This is a genomic window from Streptosporangium sp. NPDC048047 (assembly GCF_040653115.1).
GTDB lineage: Bacteria > Actinomycetota > Actinomycetes > Streptosporangiales > Streptosporangiaceae > Streptosporangium.
Map to the genome: position 1 here is coordinate 14,929 of NZ_JBEZNH010000018.1, position 17,926 is coordinate 32,854.

Below are 17,926 nucleotides of genomic sequence, written 5' to 3' on the forward strand. Positions count from 1 at the left end.
GGAGATGACCGGGTACGACGGAAGAGGTGATGGACGATGCTGCGGGTGAGCGTCAGTAAGGTACGGCCGGAGCAGGTGGACCGGCTGCGCGCGTGGTTCGCCGAGCTGTCCGGCCCCCGCCGGGGAGAGCTTCTCGCGACCTTCGTCGACGAGGGCGTGCGGCACGAGACCGTCCTGCTGGTTCCCACCTCCGACGGGCCGCTCATGGTCTACGTCATGGAGGAGGAGGACCCGGAGCGGTCGATCGCCGCCTTCCGGGCCTCGGCCCACCCCGTCGACGCCGACCATCGGGCGGTGCTGTCGGCGGCGTTCATGGGGGTGGCCGGACACGAGGTGCTCCTCGACGTGCCCGCGGAGCCGTCCGACGGCCGATCCGCCGCCGCGCCCGGCCCTCGGCCCCCGGCGGACGACGCGGTCACCGGAACCTCCTGAGCTTGTTCTTTATCCACCGGACCGTTGCGCTCGTCTGGACTAACGAACAACGCCTTTGGGGTGGTCGGCCTGCTCAACTCCCTGTTGCGAGGTCTTGTGGTTCGACTCGTTTGAGCGACGCGCTTACCCTCGCGACCGATTCAACCCTGGGCGGTTCAGTCGACGCGTAATCCTCCAAAACAACACCCAAGCGGTACGATGCGAACACCGAACCGGGCAGCTGGCCGTACCAGCAGCACCAGCGGGCAGGACTTCTCCGTCAGGGGGCGTGGCCGTACTGCGCCCACCAGCGGTTTTCCACGTACCTCACGTTGATGGAGAACCCGTCATGACCTCTGCCGTCCCTCGCGCCTTCCACTGCGAGCACACCCGCGCCAAGAGCAGGGTGTACGCCCTCGTCGAGCGCTCCGGCCAGCCCGCGACCCTGCATGCCGTACTGACCTGCACCGATCCCGCCCTCGCTCAGCACGTCGCCTACCTTCTCTCCTCGGTGCTGGAGAACGGCCTGGGCCCCGCCGCCCGCGCTGAGTCGGAGCGGATCGCAGCGGCTCTGCCCGACGCGCCCGCCGCCTCCTTCCGTCGTACGCTGGCCGATGTCGTGAACGGGACCTGGGCCGACGCCCCCGATCTGGCCGCCACGTGGGAGTCCCTGCGGCGGGGCCGGGGCGACTCGGCCGGCCTCGGTGGCGACCTTGAGGGCCGCACGCCGCACGACGCCTGCCTCGACGCCTTCCCAGGGCCGGTCATACGCACGATCAGCCTGCTGGAGGTGCACGTCCACGACCCCGCTCGTCTTCTCGCGGCGGCCACCGCGACGGGCTGGAGGCCGTTCGACGCCGAGGACCTCGACGAGGACGACAGCCAGGACGTCGTCGGAGCCGTCATGCATTTCGTCAACGGCCCGGAGTTCCTGCCCGGCGCCGACCAGCTGATGGAAGCCATGCAGGCACGGCTGCTGCGCGTCGACAGGGGCGATGAGGTGAGCGACTGGAGCACCGCGCCCGTGATAGCGAGGTTCGACATGGGAACGAGGTCCGGCCCCGACGACCAGGCCGACTGATCGCTACCTCACAGGCACGTCGGCGTGGCCGAGCACGAAATCGACTCTGCTGCGCCGAGATGTTCACACGCCTAGCTTCTTGAACCGCGCCGGGATTGATGGAGGCTCTGGCCGGCGTGCACGCCCTGGCCGACGACTGGCCTGGCGGCCGCCAATCGTCAACGCGATCCTGTACGTGGTGCGCTCGGGCTGCCCGTGGCGGTACCTGCCTACCGGCCTGCCGCCCTGGCAGACCGTGTACTGGTACTTCCAGCAGTGGGAACAGGCCGGCGTCACCGAGACGCTGCTGGCCGAGCTGCGGATCAAGGCCCGTCGCCAAGCCGGCCGCGAGGACGAGCCGTCGGCCGGCATCATCGACTCCCAGAGCGTCAAGGGCGCCGACACCGTCGGGCGTGACAGCCGCGGCTACGAGGCGGGCAAGAAGGTCAACGGCCGCAAGCGCTTCATCATCACCGACACCACCGGGGAGGTTCCGGAGACCTCGGCGCCCGGCGGGGCCGAGGGCGTCGTCCGATTCCAGGCTCCGGCCACCGCGTTCTCTGAAAACCCCCCTGAAACCCCGGGGGAACCCCAGAACCCGCCGGGGCCGGGGACGTACCGCCCGATTGCGCCTCCGCGCCGGGAGCCGGGCCGATACCGTGGCACCGCCGCCCGCACACCCCGGCCTGGAAACGAGAGATGACGGCGACCGTGCAGACCCCGCCCCCCGTGCCCTTCGACCCGATTCGTCCACTGATGGGAGTGGAGGAGGAGTACTTCGTCGTCGATCCGGCGACGCGGGCCGTGACGCCCCGGGCCGCTGAGGTGGCCGGGCGCGCCGCCCCCGTACTGGGGGAGCGCGTGAGCACCGAGATCATCCGGTTCCAGGTGGAGGCCAAGACGCCGCCCTGCGCCGGCTCCGCGGACCTGGCGGAGCACCTGCGCGGGATGCGGGCGGCCATGGCCTCGGCGGCGGCCGGGGAGGGGCTGGCGGTGATCGCCTCGGGCACCCCCGTGCTGGGCGACGTCGTCCCGCCGCCGATCGTCGACGACCCGCGCTACGACCTCGGCATCGCCGCCTACCGGACGCTCCACGACGAGCAGAGCATCTGCGCCGGGCACGTCCACGTCCACCTGCCCGACCGGGCGCGGGCGGTGCTGGCGGGCAACCACCTGCGGCCGTGGCTGCCGGTGCTGATCGCGATGACGGCCAACTCCCCGCTGTGGGCCGGCCGCGACACCGGCTACGCCGCCTGGCGGGTGCTGTGCTGGAACAAGTGGCCGGTCGCCGGGCCGCCGCCGTACTTCGCCGAGCCGGAGGAGTTCGACCGGCTCGTCGCCACCCTGACGGAGGCCGGGGTGCTGGTGGACCCGGGCACGGTCTTCTGGGACGTCCGGCCCTCGGCGCGGCTGCCCACGCTGGAGGTGCGGGTGGCCGACGTGCCCGCCACCGCGGGGGAGTCGGCGCTGCTCGCCGCCGTGGTCCGGGGCCTGGTGGTGACCGCGCTGGAGCGGATCGGCGACGGGGACCCCGGGCCGCGCCCGCCGGAGGCGCTGCTGCGCGCCGCCTACTGGCAGGCGGCCCGCGACGGCCTGGACGGCCACGGCATCGACCCGCTCACCGGCGAGAAGCACCCCGCCGCCGACCGGCTCGCGGCGCTGCTGCGCCACATCCGGCCCGCGCTGGAGCTGACCGGCGACCTGGACATGGTGACCGAGCGGCTGGCCCGGCTGACCCGGGAGGGCACCGGGGCGGCCCGCCAGCGGGCCGTCCACGCCCGGCGCGGCCTGCCGTCCGACGTGGTGGACCACCTCGTCGGCGACTTCACCGCCTGACCGGCCGTACGGCGGGTCAGGGGGCGCCGTACGGCCGGTCCGGGCGTGCCGGAGAGGTGGGTCAGGGGCGCCCCGCAGCCCGGAGCCGGCCCCGGAGCGGCCGTTATCCGGGCAGCTGCTCGGTGAGGAAGGCGCGCAGCGGGGCCACGTGCCGTACCGGGTCGCGCCAGGTGGCCTGAAGGTCCTCCAGCAGGTGCCGCTCGGCGACCTGCTCGCCGTCCCGCCAGACCCGCACGACCGGGTGCAGGAACGCGCTCTCGTGCGCCCGCTCCGGCGTCGGGTGCCGCCGGATGGCGAAGACGTCGGGATGTTCCTGCCGCCCCCACCGCAGGGTGACCGTGAGGCACAGCCCCTCGCCGCCGAACCTGCCGACCGCGTAGTCCTCGGGCAGGTCGGTGTGGCGCCGGACCCGCCCGGTCCGCTCGTCGAGCACGTAGACGTCGCAGAGGTACTCGAACTGGGTCCACAGCGCGGAGCTGTGGTTGACCCGGTCCAGGATGTCCCCGGTCAGCGTCTCGGCGTCGGCGGGAAGCACGCGCTCCTCCAGCGGCGTCCCCTCGTAGCGCTCGGCCAGCAGGGCGGCCAGCGTCCGCAGGTTGTAGCGGAAGCCGTCGATGAACGCCGAGGAGGCGCGCTTGAAGTCGCGGGCCTGCATCAGGGTGCCGGCGAAGTACAGGCCGTCGACGTCGGCCGACTGGAAGTCGGGGCGGATCGCCGGCATGCGGCCGTTCGGGGTGAGCGCGGGACGGCAGGAGTCGTCGAAGACCGAGGTGTCCATGGCGAAGCCGGTGCAGCGCAGCACCCGGTCGTACTCCAGCGTCGCCCGCTCGCCCTCGGCGAGGGTGTAGGTGATCTCCACCTCGAACCGGTCGCCCGCGCGCCGGATCCGGTCGACCTCGCACTCCAGCACGCCGTGCAGGGTCTTGAACCAGTAACTGTCGAGCAGCGCGCCGTACTGGCCGCGCACGTGGCCCGGGTGCTTGCTCGTCCAGGCCAGCCGTACCGGGCTGGGGCTGGCCAGGTGGATGACCGCGGCGTGGCCGAGCATCGACTGGGCGGTCTCGAACGCCGAGTTGCCCTTGCCGATGATCAGTACCCGCTGGTCGGTGAAGTCCTCACCGCGGACCGGCATCTCCTCGTAGCCCGTGGCCAGCTCGATGCCCGGGATGTCCGGCACGTACGGCCCGCCCCAGCCGGTCGCCATGATCAGGCATTCGGCCCGGAACACCTCGTCCCCGGCGTGCACGGCGAAGCGCCCGTCCTCCTCCCGGGCGATCCGGTCGACGGAGACGCCGAAGGCGACGTTGAGCTTGTGCTCTCGCTGGAAGTCGCCGAGGTAGCGCACCAGGTCGCCCGCGCCGGGGAAGTAGTCGCGCGAGTAGCGGGGGAACAGCAGGTCGGGGGAGTCGTTGAGCAGGGAGTTCCAGTCCCAGCGCAGGGAGATCTCCGGGTCGTCCTGGCCGGTGTGGACCTTGTTCAGCGAGATCAGCTTGCGGTGGCGCGGGTAGCGGCGGAAGAAGCCGCCCGGCGTGTCCTCGCGCTCCAGCGTGAGGTAGTCGGCGCCGGACCGCTCCAGGAAGTAGCTGAGCTGCAGGCCCCCGGGCCCGGCGCCGATGATCAGGTAACGGTGGACGTGCCCGCCGGGCGCCGTCACGGCCGCGTGCCCGAGTGCTCGGCGGCGGGGGTGGTGCTGCCGTAGCCGTGGGTGACGATCTGCTCGGCCGTCGCCGCGTACACCGCGGGGTCGTCGGGGGCGTGGGTGGCCAGGCCGTCGACGTAGCGGTTGAACATGCAGAACGCCGCGGCGATCAGCACCGTGTCGTGGATCTCCAGGTCCGTCGCGTCCTCGGCGCGGGCGGCGGCGACGTGCTCGGCGGAGACCTCCTTGCCGCCGCGCTGCACGGCCGCGGCGATGTCCAGCAGGGCCCGCAGCTTCGGTGAGACCGGCGCGGTGGCCGGGTTCTCGCAGGTCTGCTCCACCAGCTCCATGCCCTCGGGGAGCTGGGCGGCGGCGAACGCGGCGTGCGAGGAGTGGCAGAAGCGGCAGCGGTTGAGCGACGACACGTACGCCGCGATCAGCTCGCGTTCCCCACGCGACAGGGTGCTGTCCCCGCGCAGCAGGACCTCGGCGAGCCCGTTCAGCGGCGCCGCGGTCTCCGGGCGGAACCGGAACAGGCCCCTGATTCCCGGGTCGTCAGTGGGGAGGGCGATGTGGGGCATGGACACTCCTCGTGCCGGCGCAGCCGGGGATCGTGGGGGAGGGCGCATCGTGGTCGGGGTGCGTCTCGCGTGCCGCCGGTGGAGGGCTCCGTCCGGTGGACGCCCTCATGATCTGCACGTGCCCGCCGCGCTGTCAACGGCCGGACCCGTCTCATCCGTCTTTCTCCGGGTCTTTTCCGCGGTTCCCCGGACGGATTTACGGGCGTCTAAAAATTGATTCAGGGGTTGACCTTTTCCGAGTGCGGCACCGGTGTCCTGCGGTGCTTCTGATGGCTCTTGCCCCTTTTGCCCGAGTGACGTACCGTCACCGACGCCCCCCTTTTTCATCCTCGTCACCTCGGGGAATTCGACCCTGCCGAAAGAGGAGCGCCATGTCCGAACACCCCAACGCCGGAGTCGTGCGCAGTGCCTACGACGCCCTCGCCAAGAACGACCTCGACCACGTCCGTGACAACCTCCTCGCCGACGACGTGGTCTTCCACGTTCCCGGCCGGGGCGAGCTGGCCGGCGACCACCGCGGCAAGGAAGAGGTGATCCGCTACCTCCAGCGGCTCGGCGAGACCACCAGGGGGGCGCTGCGGTTCGAGCCGGAGGCGTTCCTGGCCGACGACGAGCGGGTGGCCGCGGTCCTGCGCGTCGTCGGCGAGCGCGGCGGCAAGGTCCTGGACGAGCGCGGCGTGCACGTCTTCCGCGTCGCGGACGGCAGGATCACCGAACGCTGGAGCTTCCCGCAGGACTCCTACGCGGTCGACGAGTTCCTCGCCTGAGACCCCGGCCCGGGGTTCCCCCGGGTCCCACCGCCTTCTTCCGCCGCCTCCGCGGCGCGTGGGACGTGTGTCGGACGCCCCACGCGCCGCGCGATCTCCTTCCCGCTCCTTCCCGGCGCCTCGCGGGCGGGCGGCGGGGTGACGGGGAAGGCGTCATACCCCGGAACCGCCCGATCCGTGCGAACCTCTTCCTTTCCCGGAGCTCCAGCGGCCCCGTTCCTTTCCTTCCGGTCTCCTTCGCCTCTCCTTCTCCGGCCGTCTCCTTTCTCCGGCCCTTTCCTCGACCGTCCTCTCTTTCCTTCCCGGCCGTTCTCTCTCTCGCCTTCCCGGTCTTTCTCCTCTCCTGCCGGAATGCTTCCTTCTCTTCTTCCGTCCTCTCTCTCGTTCCTCTCCGTCTCCTTCGGCCGACGCTGCCTTTCCCGGCGCGTTCTCCTTCCCGTCGTTCTCCCGCCGTCCCGGGCGGCCCGGCCGTACGGCCCGCGGGGCCCGGTCGTGGCCGGTCAGGCCTGTGCCTGGCGCAGCGACTCGGCCAGGACGTTCACGTAACCCCCCTTCATCCGGGCCCGCGCCGCGTAGGCGGCCGGGTCGTCGGGGGCGTGGGTGCCGAGGCCGTCGACGTAGCGGTTGAACATGCAGAACGCCGCGGCGATCAGCACCGTGTCGTGGATCTCCAGGTCCGTCGCGCCCTCGGCGCGGGCGGCCGTCACGTGCTCCTCGGTGACGTGCCTGCCGCCCTCCTGCACCGCGCCGGCGAGGCGCAGCAGCGCCCTGAGCTTGGTCGACACGGGCGCGGACTCCGGGTCGGCGCAGACCGCCTGCACCAGCGGCATCCCCTCGGGCAGCCGGACCGCCGCGAGGGCGGCGTGCGTGTAGCAGCAGAACCGGCACTCGTTGCGGGCCGACACGTACGTCGCGATCAGCTCCCTCTCCCCCTGGGTGAGGGTGCTCTCCCCGCGCAGCAGCACGTCCACCAGCGCGTTCAGCGGCAGGGCCGTCTCCGGGCGGTACCGGAACAGTCCCCGCACCCCCGGCTCGTCGGAGTTGAGCGCTATGTAGGCGCTGGATCTTTTCTTCGCCGGCCGGGTGAACCGGATCAGCCGTAACAGGTCACCGCCGGTTCTGACGCCGTTCCCGGCGGATGCCGCCGCTTTCTTCGCGGGAATTTCCACCCGTTTCGCGGAAGTGGTCTGGACTGTCATCTCCCCATCCCTGTCTCCGGTTTTTCCGGTGTGTTCTCGCACTTGCAACTCTGCGCTTCCCGATGGCCCCGATCCAGGCCTCCGCCGGGCAGCAAGCTGCTCGTTCGCCTCCGTTTCCTGTCACGGGGCGGCGCTTGACAGCGCGTACGGCCCCCGCCCGCGGCCGGATGATCGAGGAGCGCGGCTTCTCCTTCGTGGTGGCGGAGGGCGACTGGCTGGACTGCTGGGACGTCCACCGCTCGGTCATCCTCGCCCGAGGCGCGCCGGAGGACCCGCAGGCGGTCCTGGACGCCTATCGTCGCCGGCCCACCTGGATGTGGGCCAACGCCGAGACCGGGCACTTCTGCCGGTGGCTGCGGGCCCGCAACGAGGCACTGCCCGCCGGGGAGCGGGCGGGCTTCTACGGCCTGGACGTCTACCGGATTCGTTCGCAGTGCTCCGGTCTTCAGGTCGGGGGTGAAGTGGACTTTTCCGCGTAGCGGGGCAGGAACGGCCGATTCGCCGCCAGGCGAAACGGCGTCCACCCGCTCAAACCGGTCGGTTCTGCTGTTCGATGTACTGCTGGAGCACGGTCAACGAGTCTCCGCCCACGGATCCGGCGAAGTAGGAGCCGGACCAGAAATGATCACCCCATAGGTGGTTGCGGACGTGGGCGCCGAACTCCTTGCGCAGTATCCGTGCCGAGACCCCCTTCAGCGAGTTGACCAGCCTGGACAAGGCGACCTTGGGCGGGTAGTGGACCAGCAGGCGGACGTGGCCGTCGTCACCGTTGAACTCGCGCAGTTCGACCTCGAAGTCGGCGCAGACCTCCCGCATGATCTGTTCGCAGCGGACCAGCATCTCGTCGGTGAAGGCCCCGCGCCGATACCTGGTGATGAACACCAAATGGGCATGGAGGGTGTGGACGACGTGACGTCCGGTGCGCACATCGGGATTCGGTTTCCACCTCGGTGACATAAACCAAACGATACGATCCGGGTGTGGAACCGGAGAAGCGGGCTCGCGCGCACATCGCACGCCTGGATCTGGACAAGCGGCAGTCAGCTGTCTTGGACGGCCAGGCCCACACCGCCCGCGCACTGTGGAACCTGCTGCATGAGTACTTCACCTTCCGCCAGGGCCGGTTCGCGTCACTGAAGCAGTGCGACGAGGCGATCAGGGCGGCCCGCCATGAGATCGAGTGGATGAAAGAGCTGCCCGCCCAGGCCGCGCAAGCCGTCCTGAAGACCTATCGGCAGGCATGGGCGAACTTCTTCAACCCCGACCACCCGGCCAAGCGCCCGACCTTCAAAGGCCGGTTTCGCTCCCGGATGGCCGTGGACATCCCCCAAGCTCGTGACCTGCAGATAAAACGGGTCAACCGGCGATGGGGCGCGGTCAGCCTGCCCAAGGTCGGGCGGGTGCGGTTCCGGTGGACCAAAGACCTGCCCGGCCTGACCAAGGACGCCCCCGCCGGGCGGATCACCGGGGCCCGGCTGGTCAAGGACGCCTTCGGCTGGCAGATCGTTTTCCGCACCCAGACCACGGCCGCCGTGCTCGCGCCCGCCCACCCCGGCCCGGTCGTGGGGATCGACCGGGGGATCACCGTCGCCTTGGCGTTGTCGGACGGGACCACGCGGGAGCACGGCCCCTGGCTCACCGGTGGTGAACGGGAACGTCTGCGCCGTTTGGAGAAGAAGGCCGCCCGCCGGCGCGCCCCCGGTCAACCGGCCTCTCATCGGCTGATTCGCACCTACGCCCAGATCGCCCGGCTCCGCGCGACAGCCAAGCGCCGAGCCGTCGACTGGCAGCACCAGACCACCACCGAACTCGCCGAGGTCTTCAGCATGGTCGTGGTGGAAGACCTGCACATCACGAACATGGTTCGCTCCGCCAAGGGCACGATCGAACAGCCCGGCCGCAACGTCGCGCAGAAGGCAGGGCTGAACCGGGCCATCACCGGCGAAGGGTGGGGCCGCACCGTCACCCTGCTGGGGTACAAAACCGCAGATCGCGGCGGGCAGGTCATCAAAGTTCCCGCGCCGGGCACCTCGATTACCTGCCACCGGTGCGGGCACCGTGATGCGACTTCCCGAAACGGCATCCGGTTCGCCTGTAGCAACCCCGTGTGCGCATGGACCGGTCACGCCGACACCAACGCCGCGATCAACATTCGCAACGCCGCAGGAACTGTGGTGTCAGGACGTGGAGACCTCGGGGCTGCCCGGTCTGTGAAGCGTCAACCCCCGCGCGCCGCTTAACCGCGACGCGACGGGAGAATCCCCGGCCTTCAAACCGGGGAGGAGTTCAAAGCATGTGGGAGTCCCTGCGGGCCGTCCTGCTCTACCTGCACGAGCACCACCCCGAGTACACGCGCGACGCCGTGGAGGCCTACCGCTGCTTCGAGCCGTACAACGAGGACCCCCAGGCGTACGCCCGCGGCACGCGGCTGGTGCCCGGCGGGTGCGAGGAGGAGGTGGTCGCCCTGCTGAGCGAGGCCCGGCGGGCCGTCCGTATCGACGCCGCCGACCCCGCCGAGGCCCTGAACGCCCGGCAGAACGCCGAGGTGGTGGCCTCGGCCGAGGAGTACTACCGGTCGATGATCATCGGCGGCGCGGAGTCGTGGAACATCCGCGACACCCACATGGCCGACACCCTCGACCGGCTGCTGGACGTCCACGGCGACGGCGCCAGGGCGGTCGTGTGGGCCCACAACACCCACATCGGCGACGCGCGGGCCACCGACATGGCGCGCGGCGGGATCGTCAACCTCGGTCAGCTCGCCCGGGAACGGCACGGCCGGGAGAACGTCGTGCTGGTCGGCTTCGCCACCGCCTACGGCGAGGTGGTCGCGGCTCCCTCCTGGGGGGCGTCCATGGAGGTCATGAAGCTGCCCCCGCCGCCCCGCGACAGCCTGGAGGGGCTGCTCTGCGACACGGCGACCGACCTCGACCACCGCGCCCTGTTCGTCTTCTCCGACCAGCCGGACGCGCACTGGCTGACCACCTGGCACGGCCACCGCGCCGTCGGGGTGGTGTACGACCCGATCCGGGAGCGGCGCAACTACGTGCCCAGCATGATGGGCGACCGCTACGACGCGCTGCTGTGGATCGCCAGGACCTCCGCCCTGCAGGCGCTGCACATGGAGAGGGAGAGCCGGGGCGAGCTGGAGACCATGCCCACGGGCGTCTGACCGCGGCGAGCGGCGGCTCGCGGGGGGCGGCCGCCGCGCGCCCGGCGCCGGGATCCGCGACGTCGCGGTCTCCGGTACGGTGCCGGGCGCCCGGTACGGCGTCAGGCGCCGGCCGCGGCGATCACCTCGGAGACCAGGCCCGGCGAGGTGACCTGGCGGGCGTACTCGGGACGGCGCAGCTCGCCGCCCATGAACGGGTGGGGGTTGCGGTGCGTCGCCGGGCTGGGCGCGTCCACCAGCGCCGCGAAGTGGACCTCCCGCGCCCCCGTCGCCTCGATGACGCGGCCGACGTTGCGCGGGGTGACGCCGCCGCCCGGCATCACGACCAGGCGGTCGCCGGCCCGCTCGACCAGCGAGGCGATCAGCGGCGCGCCCTCCAGCGCCGTGACGTCCTGGCCGGAGGTGAGCACCCGGTCCACGCCCAGGCCGGCCAGCGTCTCCAGGGCGGCGAAAGGGTCGGCCGTCATGTCGAAGGCCCGGTGGAAGGTGACCGACAGGTCCCCGGCCGCGCCGATGAGCCGCCTGGCGACCTCGGTGTCCACCTCGCCGGACGGGGTCAGCGCGCCGATGACCACGCCCTGCGCGCCCGCGTCCCGGACGGCGGCCACGTCGCGCTCCATGGCGGCGATCTCGTGCCCGTCGTAGATGAAGTCGCCGCCCCGGGGACGGATGATCACATGGACGCGGATCGAGGAGACCGCGGCCAGGGTCGTCTCGACGGCGCCGAGGGTGGGGGTCAGGCCGCCGTCGAACAGGGCCGAGCACAGCTCCACCCGGTCCGCCCCGGCCTGCTCGGCCGCCAGTGCGCCCGCCGTACTGTCAATGCAGATTTCATACTTAAGACTCATTTTTCCCCCAAAGTGCGGATCTCGCCGACGGGGACGCCGCCGCCGAGCACCGGAACGTTCTCGAACCCGGCCGCCGGAGCCACGTCGGCGCCCGCGGCCCGCAGCGCGGCCAGCGCGATCGCCGTGGTGGCCCGCGGGCTGCCGTCGATGACCTTGACCGCCGCCGCGTGCCCGTCGCCGAGCGCGGCCACCAGCACCCCCTCGGCCCCGCCCTTGACCATCGCGCCCGGCAGCGCCCGCATCAGCGTCGTGTTGACGTGTCCGGCGCCGCCGACGTACTCGGGGTGCTCGCGCATCGCGTCGGCGACCGCGCGGGGGGCCGTGCCCTCCGGAGCGGTCACCATGGCCCGCGCGGCGCGGGCCAGCCCGGTCAGCGACAGCCCGAACAGCGGGGCGCCGCACCCGTCCACGGCGACGTGGGCGCTCTCCTCGCCCGACAGCTCCTCGGCCGCCTCGCGGACCCGCAGTTGCAGCGGGTGGCCCGCGTCGAGGTAGGAGGCGGTGTCCCAGCCGGAGGCCACCGCCGCCATGAGCATCGCGGCGTGCTTGCCCGAGCAGTTCATCCGCTCGCGGGAGGGCCCCTGGCCGGCCCTGATCATCGCGTGCCGGGCGGCCTCGTCCTCCGGCCAGTCGGCTGGGCAGCCCAGGGCGTCGAACCCGAGCCCGGCCCCGCCGAGCATCTCGGTGACCAGCCGTACGTGCGCGTCCTGCCCGGTGTGGCTGCCGGCGGCGATGGCCAGGCTCGGGCCGGTGAGCGCGGCGCCCGACAGCAGGCAGGCCAGCGCCTGGAACGGCTTGGCCGACGAGCGCGGCAGCACCGGCGCGTCCGGCCGGCCCAGGGAGACGACGACCTCGCCGCCGGGCCCCAGGGCCACCGCGCTGCCGTAGTGGACGCTCTCCACGAACCCCGAGCGCACCACCTCGGCGAGCGCGGCGAAACCGGACCGCCCGACCGGGGGCGGGCCCTCGGCGGCCCCGGCGGCCCCGGCGGCCCCGGCGGCCGCGGCGGCCGCGGCGGCCGTGGCGGGGGCGGCGGCGCGCGGGTCCCCGGCGGGGGAGGGCACGCCCGGCACGGCGGCGCGCGGGTCCCCGGCGGGCGCGGACCCGGTCCGGGACGGGTCTGCGGCGGCTTCACACACGGGCGAATCTCCTTCGGGGCGGGCGGACGCCCGGCCGGCGGGCCTCCAGGACGCGGGCGAGTTTGGACAGCGACGCGTTGACCACGAGATAGATCAGCGCGACGACGATGTAGGTCTGGATCAGCAGGCCGTTGTAGGTCGCCAGGACCTTGCCGCTGTAGAGCAGCTCGGCGTAGCTGACGACGAAGCCGAGCGAGGTGTCCTTCAGCAGGCCGACCGACTGGCTGACGATCGACGGCAGCACGCGCCGGGCCGCCTGCGGCAGCACGATCATCCGCATGGTCTGGCCCGGGGTCAGCCCGACCGCCAGGCCCGCCTCACCCTGACCACGCTCGACCGACAGGATCCCGGCCCGGAAGATCTCGGCGAACGCCGCCGCGTTCGACACCGCCAGCGGCACCGTGAGCTTCCAGAACAGCGGCAGGTCCAGCCCGTAGCGGGGCAGCGCGAACAGCACGACGTAGACCAGCAGCAGCGCCGGGATCGTCCGTACCGCCTCCACGTACGCGGCGGCGGGCAGGCGGACCCAGCGGTGCCGCGACAGCCGGCCCAGCGCCAGCGCCAGCCCGGCGGCCATCGCCAGCGCGGCCGAGACGACCGCCGCCAGCGCCGTGGACCACAGCCCCGTCAGCAGGTAACGCCACATCGGCCAGGTCGCGTACGGCTGCCAGCGCGCCGCGTCGAGCTGCCCGTTGGCCGCGAACTGCCGTACGGCCAGCGCCAGCAGGGCGAGCACCGCGACGGCCCCCGCCACGGTCGCGATCCGGATCCGGCGGCGCGCGCGGGGACCGGGCTCGTCGAACAGCAGGTTGCTCATCGGACCATCCCCAGCCGCCGTTCGAGCCGTCCGGTGACGAACCCGGCGCAGGCGGCGATCAGCGCGTAGGCCAGGCCCGCCCCGACGAAGATCGGGATGGGCTGGGCCTCCGCGAGGTTCACCCGGTTGGCGGCGGCGGTCAGGTCCACCACGCCGACCGCCGCGGCGAGCGAGGTGTTCATCGTCAGCGCGATGAAGACGTTGCCGAGCGGCTGGATCACGGTGCGCAGCGCCTGCGGCAGCACCACGTGGCGCAGCGACTGGCCGAAGGTCAGCCCCAGCGCGCGGGCCGCCTCGCCCTGCCCGCCGGCGACCGCGTTGACCCCCGAGCGCAGCGCCTCGGCGATGTAGGCGGCCTCGTACAGGGCGATCACCACGACGGCGGTCGTCAGCAGGCCGGCCTTGATCCCGATCTCCGGGAGCCCGAAGACGGCGAGCACCAGCAGGACCAGCAGGGGCAGGTTCTGGAAGGTCTCCACGTACGCCGTGCCGATCGCGCGCAGCACCCCGACCGGGCTGACCCGCATCGCGGTGATCACGAGCCCGACCACCGCGGCGCCGGCGAACGACGCCGCGGTGAGCTGGAGGGTGACCACCAGTCCCGCCCAGAACTCGGGCAGGTGGTCGAGGACGGCCGACATCAGGAGCCCGGCACCGAGCCGATCCGCGGGGGAGCCGGAGCCTCGCCCTGCACGACCGTGCCGAGGGAGTTCTTCCAGATCCGCTGCCACAGCCCGGAACCCTGGGTCTTGGTCAGCCAGTCGTTGACGAACTTCTTGAACCGGTCGTCGCCGTGCTTGAGGCCGATGCCGTACGGGTCGCTGGTGAACGGCTTGCCGACGACCTGGATGGACGGGTCCTTCTGCGCGTCGGCCACCAGCAGCGTCTCGTCCTGGACGTAGGCGACGCCGCGGTCCTGCTTGAGCGCCTGCACGCACTCGGGGTCGCTGCCGAACGTGACGATCTTCGCCTGCGGCGCGGCCTTCTTGATCGCGGGGATGGCGGGGGTGTTGGCGCCGGCGATGACGGTCTTGCCGTTGAGGTCCTCCGGCTTGGCGATGCCGGTCGTACCCTTCTTCACCGCGATGCTCAGACCCGAGGAGTAGTACGGCCCGGCGAAGGCGACCTGCTCGGCCCGCTCCGGCGTGATCGTGTAGGTCTGGAAGACCACGTCGACGGTGCCGTTGGCCAGCAGCGCCTCCCGGGTCTCCGACGCCGAGTTGACGATCTTCACCTTGGGCTCGCCGATGATGTACTTGGCCAGCGCCTTGCCCATGTCGGCGTCGAAGCCCTCGACCTCGCCGCTCACCGGGTTCTGCTGCGACAGCAGCGGCGCGTCCAGCGACCCGCCGACGATCAGCTCACCCCGCTTCTTGATCTTCTCCATCGTGGAGCCGGGGAGGATGTCGGCCGCCGCCGCGACCGGCGCGTCGGCGAGCAGGCCGGGAGCCTTGGGCTCGCCCGGCACCGCCGGGGCGGCCGAGTCGGTGCCCGAACAGGCCGAAAGACCGATCATCGACACGGCGGCGACAGCGGCCACCCGCTTGAGGGAGACCATCGGGCCCACCATCCTTTGCGATCAGTGCGTGAGTACCTTGGCCAGGAAGTCCCTGGCCCGGTCCGTCTTGGGGGCTTCGAAGAAGGCGTTCGGCTCACCGGTCTCGACGATCCGGCCGCCGTCCATGAACACCACCCGGTCGGCCGCCCGGCGGGCGAAGCCCATCTCGTGGGTGACGACGACCATGGTCATGCCGTCGGCGGCGAGGCCGACCATCACGTCCAGGACCTCGCCGACCATCTCCGGGTCGAGCGCCGAGGTGGGCTCGTCGAAGAGCATCACCTTGGGGCGCATGGCCAGCGCCCGCGCGATCGCCGCGCGCTGCTGCTGGCCGCCCGACAGCTGCGCGGGCAGCTTGCCGGCCTGCTCGGCGATGCCGACGCGCGCCAGCAGCTCCCGGCCGGTCCGCTCGGCCTCGGCGCGGGCGGCGCCGCGCACCTTCATCGGCGCGAGCATCACGTTCTCCAGCACGGTCTTGTGCTGGAAGAGGTTGAAGGACTGGAAGACCATGCCCACGTCGGCCCGGAGCCTGGCCAGCTCGCGGCCCTCGACCGGGGCGGGGACGCCCTCGATGAGGATCTCGCCCGAGCCCGCGCTCTCCAGCCGGTTGAGGCAGCGGCACAGCGTGGACTTGCCGGACCCCGAGGGTCCGATCACCACGACGACCTCGCCCCGAGCCACCTCAAGGTCGACGTCGTGCAGCACATGGTGGTCGCCGAACCATTTGTTCAGCCCTTTGACCTGGATCATCGCCAACTTCCTTCGAAATCGAAGACAAGGCGGAACGTAATGGATGATTCTGGTGGAAGTCAACACGTTGCCGTAGTAAGTCAGGCCGTGGTATTCCTTCTGCCATGACAGGCAAAGAGAGGTTGCCCGTGCGGGGCGCCCAGGGCGACCTCCTGCGCCTCGTCGCCACCGGCCAGGCCGAGTCGCGCGCCGAACTGGCCCGCCTCTCCGGGCTCGCGCCCTCCAGCGTCTCCCTGCGCGTCGAGGAGCTGCTCGACGCCGCCCTCCTCGTCGAGGAGGGCGCGGGCACCTCACGCGGCGGGCGGCGGCCCCGGCGGCTGCGCGTCAGCCCCACCGCCGGCCTGCTCGCCGTCGCCGACCTCGGCACCCACCACGCCCGCCTGGCCCTGCTCGACCTCAGCGGCGTCCCCCTCGTCGTCGAAGAACGCCCCTGCGACATCGCCCTGGGCCCGGAGGCCACCCTCGACTGGATGGCCGCCGCCTTCGACGACCTGCTGCGCTCCCACGCCCCGCCCGGCGTCCCGCTGCGCGGCATCGGCACCGGCATCCCCGGCCCCGTCGACCCGGCCACCGGCCGCGTCGTCTCCCCCTCCCGCATGCCCGGCTGGAACGCCTTCCCCGTCGCCGACCACCTCGCCGCCCGCTACGACCTGCCCGTCCTCGTCGAGAACGACGCCAACCTCATGGCCGTCGGCGAGGCCCGCGCCTGGCCCGGCTGCGACAACCTCATGGTCCTCAAGGCCGGCAGCGGCATAGGGTGCGGCCTGATCGTCGAGGGCCGCCTGCACCGGGGCAGGGGAGCGGCCGGCGACATCAGCCACGTCCGCGTCCGAGCCGACTCCTCGGCCATGTGCTCCTGCGGCCACCCCGACTGCCTGGAGGCCTACGCCAGCGGCGCCGCGCTGATGGGCGCCCTCACCGACCAGGGCTTCGCCGTACACCGGCCCGCCGACGTCGCGGACCTCGTCGCCGACGGCGTGCCCGAGGCCACCGCCCTGGTCAGGAACGCCGGCCGCCTCATCGGCGAGGTGCTCACCGTCCTGGTCAACTTCATCAACCCCGACGCCATCGTGGTCGGCGGCAGCCTGTCCGGCGCCGAGCCGCTCATCTCGGCGGTCCGCGCCGCCGTCTACGAACGGTGCCTGCCGCTGGCCACCCGCGACCTGGAGATCGCCGTCACCCGCACCGGCCCCGACGCCGCGCTGCTCGGCGCGGGCTCACTGCTCCTGGACGCCGTCCTCGCCTGACCCCGCTCCCCACCGCCCGGCGCGCCGTTCCTCGTGCGGAGCCGCGAAGCCGCGGTCGCGGTGCCACCGCCAGGGTCCGCGCCGGTGAGATGGGTCACGTCGGCGGGCGCGGCCGATCTTCCGTTGTTACGCTGACCGCAGCGGATACGGCCTTTCCCGCTTCTCCTGCGGAAGACGTGAGACGCCGGGCGATCCGCCTCCGCCGCTGCCCGAGGAGGTGTCCGGCCGATGGCCCTGCCCACCCACTGGGGCGTCCGCCCGGAGGAGACCGCGCGCTCCTACCCCTGCGACGACCGCGTCCCCGCCCCCGGCGGCACGTGGTTCCGCGCCGTCTCGGTCCAGGCCCCGCCCGGCGTCGTCTACCGCTGGCTCTGCCAGATGCGCGTCGCCCCCTACAGCTACGACCTCCTGGACAACCTCGGCCGCAGGAGCCCCCGCACCCTCACCCCGGGCGCGGAGGACCTGACGGCCGGCCAGCGGGTCATGACCATCTTCGAACTGGTCTCCTTCACCCCCGGCCGGGACATGACGCTGCGGATGCTCCCCGGCCCCGGCCGCCGGCTCTTCGGCGACCTCGCCCTCACCTACGACGTCCGTACGGACGACACCGGCGCGACCCGCCTGGTGGTCAAGGCCCTGCTCGGCGCCGAACGAGGAGCGCTGAACGAGGCACGCCGCCGCGCCCTGGCCTGGGGGGACCTGCTCATGATGCGCAAACAGCTCCTGACCTTCCGGACCCTGGCGGAACACCAGGCCGCCACCGGCTGAACCCGCCGCGGCGACGGCCGTACGGCGGGCCGACCCCGGTGGAAGGGGCGGTGGGTCGGCCCCGGATGAGGGACTCACCCACCTCACCTCCGCCGGAGGGCGACGGCCGTCAGAGGACGGCCGTCACAGGGCGA

20 protein-coding genes are annotated in these 17,926 nt (G+C 72.2%); 10 read left to right on the forward strand and 10 right to left on the reverse strand.

Annotated features, from left to right (window positions below; genetic code table 11):
* The first annotated feature begins 45 nt into the window (after positions 1-45).
* From AB0D67_RS17750 to AB0D67_RS17765, 4 genes are all read left to right on the forward strand, one after another.
* Positions 46-432: a DUF6176 family protein gene (locus AB0D67_RS17750; RefSeq protein ID WP_362936057.1), complete on the forward strand. Its 387-nt coding sequence runs from the start codon at positions 46-48 to the stop codon at positions 430-432.
* Positions 433-760: 328 nt separating this feature from the next.
* A complete protein-coding gene (locus AB0D67_RS17755; RefSeq protein ID WP_362936060.1) occupies positions 761-1,492 on the forward strand; it encodes a hypothetical protein in 732 nt (243 codons plus the stop codon).
* A gap of 79 nt (positions 1,493-1,571) precedes the next feature.
* The gene (locus AB0D67_RS17760) at positions 1,572-2,174 is read left to right on the forward strand and encodes a transposase (RefSeq protein WP_362936063.1); all 603 of its coding nucleotides are present in this window, start codon (positions 1,572-1,574) and stop codon (positions 2,172-2,174) included.
* Entirely contained in the window at positions 2,171-3,307 is a 1,137-nt protein-coding gene (locus AB0D67_RS17765; protein WP_362936066.1) for a glutamate--cysteine ligase, read from the forward strand. The genes AB0D67_RS17760 and AB0D67_RS17765 overlap by 4 nt, the downstream gene beginning before the upstream one ends.
* A 103-nt stretch (positions 3,308-3,410) precedes the next feature.
* On the opposite strand, the gene AB0D67_RS17770 is transcribed toward AB0D67_RS17765, so the two are convergent.
* Together AB0D67_RS17770 and AB0D67_RS17775 are read right to left on the reverse strand one after the other, a co-directional pair.
* Positions 3,411-4,961: an NAD(P)-binding domain-containing protein gene (locus AB0D67_RS17770; protein ID WP_362936069.1), complete on the reverse strand. Its 1,551-nt coding sequence runs from the start codon at positions 4,959-4,961 to the stop codon at positions 3,411-3,413.
* Positions 4,958-5,527, reverse strand: a complete 570-nt coding sequence (locus tag AB0D67_RS17775) for a carboxymuconolactone decarboxylase family protein (RefSeq protein WP_362936072.1) — start codon at positions 5,525-5,527, stop codon at positions 4,958-4,960. The genes AB0D67_RS17770 and AB0D67_RS17775 overlap by 4 nt, the downstream gene beginning before the upstream one ends.
* A 371-nt stretch (positions 5,528-5,898) precedes the next feature.
* Between AB0D67_RS17775 and AB0D67_RS17780 the strand changes: the two genes are divergently transcribed.
* Positions 5,899-6,294, forward strand: coding sequence for a nuclear transport factor 2 family protein (locus tag AB0D67_RS17780; RefSeq protein ID WP_362936075.1), 396 nt, complete (start codon positions 5,899-5,901; stop codon positions 6,292-6,294).
* Between the two features lie 500 nt (positions 6,295-6,794).
* On the opposite strand, the gene AB0D67_RS17785 is transcribed toward AB0D67_RS17780, so the two are convergent.
* Positions 6,795-7,493 (reverse strand): carboxymuconolactone decarboxylase family protein, encoded by a 699-nt coding sequence (locus AB0D67_RS17785; RefSeq protein WP_362936078.1) that lies wholly within the window; start codon positions 7,491-7,493, stop codon positions 6,795-6,797.
* A gap of 134 nt (positions 7,494-7,627) precedes the next feature.
* Here AB0D67_RS17785 and AB0D67_RS17790 point away from each other — a divergent pair, with 134 nt between their 5' ends.
* Positions 7,628-7,972: an erythromycin esterase family protein gene (locus AB0D67_RS17790; RefSeq protein ID WP_362936081.1), complete on the forward strand. Its 345-nt coding sequence runs from the start codon at positions 7,628-7,630 to the stop codon at positions 7,970-7,972.
* A gap of 49 nt (positions 7,973-8,021) precedes the next feature.
* On the opposite strand, the gene tnpA is transcribed toward AB0D67_RS17790, so the two are convergent.
* Complete coding sequence (gene tnpA, locus AB0D67_RS17795; RefSeq protein ID WP_362936084.1) at positions 8,022-8,450, reverse strand: IS200/IS605 family transposase; 429 nt, start codon at positions 8,448-8,450, stop codon at positions 8,022-8,024.
* Between the two features lie 23 nt (positions 8,451-8,473).
* Between tnpA and AB0D67_RS17800 the strand changes: the two genes are divergently transcribed.
* Positions 8,474-9,733, forward strand: coding sequence for a transposase (locus AB0D67_RS17800; protein WP_362936087.1), 1,260 nt, complete (start codon positions 8,474-8,476; stop codon positions 9,731-9,733).
* Positions 9,734-9,786: 53 nt separating this feature from the next.
* Positions 9,787-10,665 (forward strand): erythromycin esterase family protein, encoded by an 879-nt coding sequence (locus AB0D67_RS17805; protein WP_362936090.1) that lies wholly within the window; start codon positions 9,787-9,789, stop codon positions 10,663-10,665.
* 101 nt (positions 10,666-10,766) lie between these two features.
* Here the strand turns inward: AB0D67_RS17805 and AB0D67_RS17810 are convergent, their stop codons facing one another.
* The 6 genes from AB0D67_RS17810 to AB0D67_RS17835 form a co-directional block, all read right to left on the reverse strand.
* Positions 10,767-11,513 carry a copper homeostasis protein CutC gene (locus AB0D67_RS17810; RefSeq protein ID WP_362936093.1) on the reverse strand — a complete coding sequence of 249 codons (747 nt, stop codon included), beginning with the start codon at positions 11,511-11,513 and terminating at the stop codon, positions 10,767-10,769.
* Complete coding sequence (locus tag AB0D67_RS17815; protein ID WP_362936362.1) at positions 11,510-12,433, reverse strand: asparaginase; 924 nt, start codon at positions 12,431-12,433, stop codon at positions 11,510-11,512. Before AB0D67_RS17815 ends, AB0D67_RS17810 begins: the two co-directional genes overlap by 4 nt.
* 211 nt (positions 12,434-12,644) lie before the next feature.
* Positions 12,645-13,469, reverse strand: a complete 825-nt coding sequence (locus AB0D67_RS17820) for an amino acid ABC transporter permease (RefSeq protein ID WP_362936096.1) — start codon at positions 13,467-13,469, stop codon at positions 12,645-12,647.
* A complete protein-coding gene (locus tag AB0D67_RS17825) occupies positions 13,466-14,110 on the reverse strand; it encodes an amino acid ABC transporter permease (protein WP_362936099.1) in 645 nt (214 codons plus the stop codon). The genes AB0D67_RS17820 and AB0D67_RS17825 overlap by 4 nt, the downstream gene beginning before the upstream one ends.
* The gene (locus tag AB0D67_RS17830) at positions 14,110-15,027 is read right to left on the reverse strand and encodes a glutamate ABC transporter substrate-binding protein (protein WP_362936102.1); all 918 of its coding nucleotides are present in this window, start codon (positions 15,025-15,027) and stop codon (positions 14,110-14,112) included. The genes AB0D67_RS17825 and AB0D67_RS17830 overlap by 1 nt, the downstream gene beginning before the upstream one ends.
* 21 nt (positions 15,028-15,048) lie before the next feature.
* Complete coding sequence (locus tag AB0D67_RS17835) at positions 15,049-15,777, reverse strand: amino acid ABC transporter ATP-binding protein (RefSeq protein WP_362936105.1); 729 nt, start codon at positions 15,775-15,777, stop codon at positions 15,049-15,051.
* A gap of 104 nt (positions 15,778-15,881) precedes the next feature.
* On the opposite strand from AB0D67_RS17835, the gene AB0D67_RS17840 reads away from it, so the two are divergent.
* Both AB0D67_RS17840 and AB0D67_RS17845 read left to right on the forward strand, forming a co-directional pair.
* Positions 15,882-17,024 (forward strand): ROK family protein, encoded by a 1,143-nt coding sequence (locus tag AB0D67_RS17840; protein ID WP_362936108.1) that lies wholly within the window; start codon positions 15,882-15,884, stop codon positions 17,022-17,024.
* Positions 17,025-17,252: 228 nt separating this feature from the next.
* Entirely contained in the window at positions 17,253-17,792 is a 540-nt protein-coding gene (locus AB0D67_RS17845) for a hypothetical protein (RefSeq protein ID WP_362936111.1), read from the forward strand.
* Positions 17,793-17,926 lie beyond the last annotated feature (134 nt).

Bases quoted from the DNA above. Each gene is read 5' to 3' on its own strand.
- AB0D67_RS17780 (WP_362936075.1), top strand. From the start codon at position 5,899: ATGTCCGAACACCCCAACGCCGGAGTCGTGCGCAGTGCCTACGACGCC.
- AB0D67_RS17785 (WP_362936078.1), bottom strand. From the start codon at position 7,493: ATGACAGTCCAGACCACTTCCGCGAAACGGGTGGAAATTCCCGCGAAG.
- AB0D67_RS17825 (WP_362936099.1), bottom strand. From the start codon at position 14,110: ATGTCGGCCGTCCTCGACCACCTGCCCGAGTTCTGGGCGGGACTGGTG.
- AB0D67_RS17835 (WP_362936105.1), bottom strand. From the start codon at position 15,777: ATGATCCAGGTCAAAGGGCTGAACAAATGGTTCGGCGACCACCATGTG.
- AB0D67_RS17805 (WP_362936090.1), top strand. From the start codon at position 9,787: ATGTGGGAGTCCCTGCGGGCCGTCCTGCTCTACCTGCACGAGCACCAC.
- AB0D67_RS17810 (WP_362936093.1), bottom strand. From the start codon at position 11,513: ATGAGTCTTAAGTATGAAATCTGCATTGACAGTACGGCGGGCGCACTG.
- AB0D67_RS17840 (WP_362936108.1), top strand. From the start codon at position 15,882: ATGACAGGCAAAGAGAGGTTGCCCGTGCGGGGCGCCCAGGGCGACCTC.
- AB0D67_RS17820 (WP_362936096.1), bottom strand. From the start codon at position 13,469: ATGAGCAACCTGCTGTTCGACGAGCCCGGTCCCCGCGCGCGCCGCCGG.
- tnpA (WP_362936084.1), bottom strand. From the start codon at position 8,450: ATGTCACCGAGGTGGAAACCGAATCCCGATGTGCGCACCGGACGTCAC.
- AB0D67_RS17845 (WP_362936111.1), top strand. From the start codon at position 17,253: ATGGCCCTGCCCACCCACTGGGGCGTCCGCCCGGAGGAGACCGCGCGC.
- AB0D67_RS17765 (WP_362936066.1), top strand. From the start codon at position 2,171: ATGACGGCGACCGTGCAGACCCCGCCCCCCGTGCCCTTCGACCCGATT.
- AB0D67_RS17830 (WP_362936102.1), bottom strand. From the start codon at position 15,027: ATGGTCTCCCTCAAGCGGGTGGCCGCTGTCGCCGCCGTGTCGATGATC.
- AB0D67_RS17775 (WP_362936072.1), bottom strand. From the start codon at position 5,527: ATGCCCCACATCGCCCTCCCCACTGACGACCCGGGAATCAGGGGCCTG.
- AB0D67_RS17755 (WP_362936060.1), top strand. From the start codon at position 761: ATGACCTCTGCCGTCCCTCGCGCCTTCCACTGCGAGCACACCCGCGCC.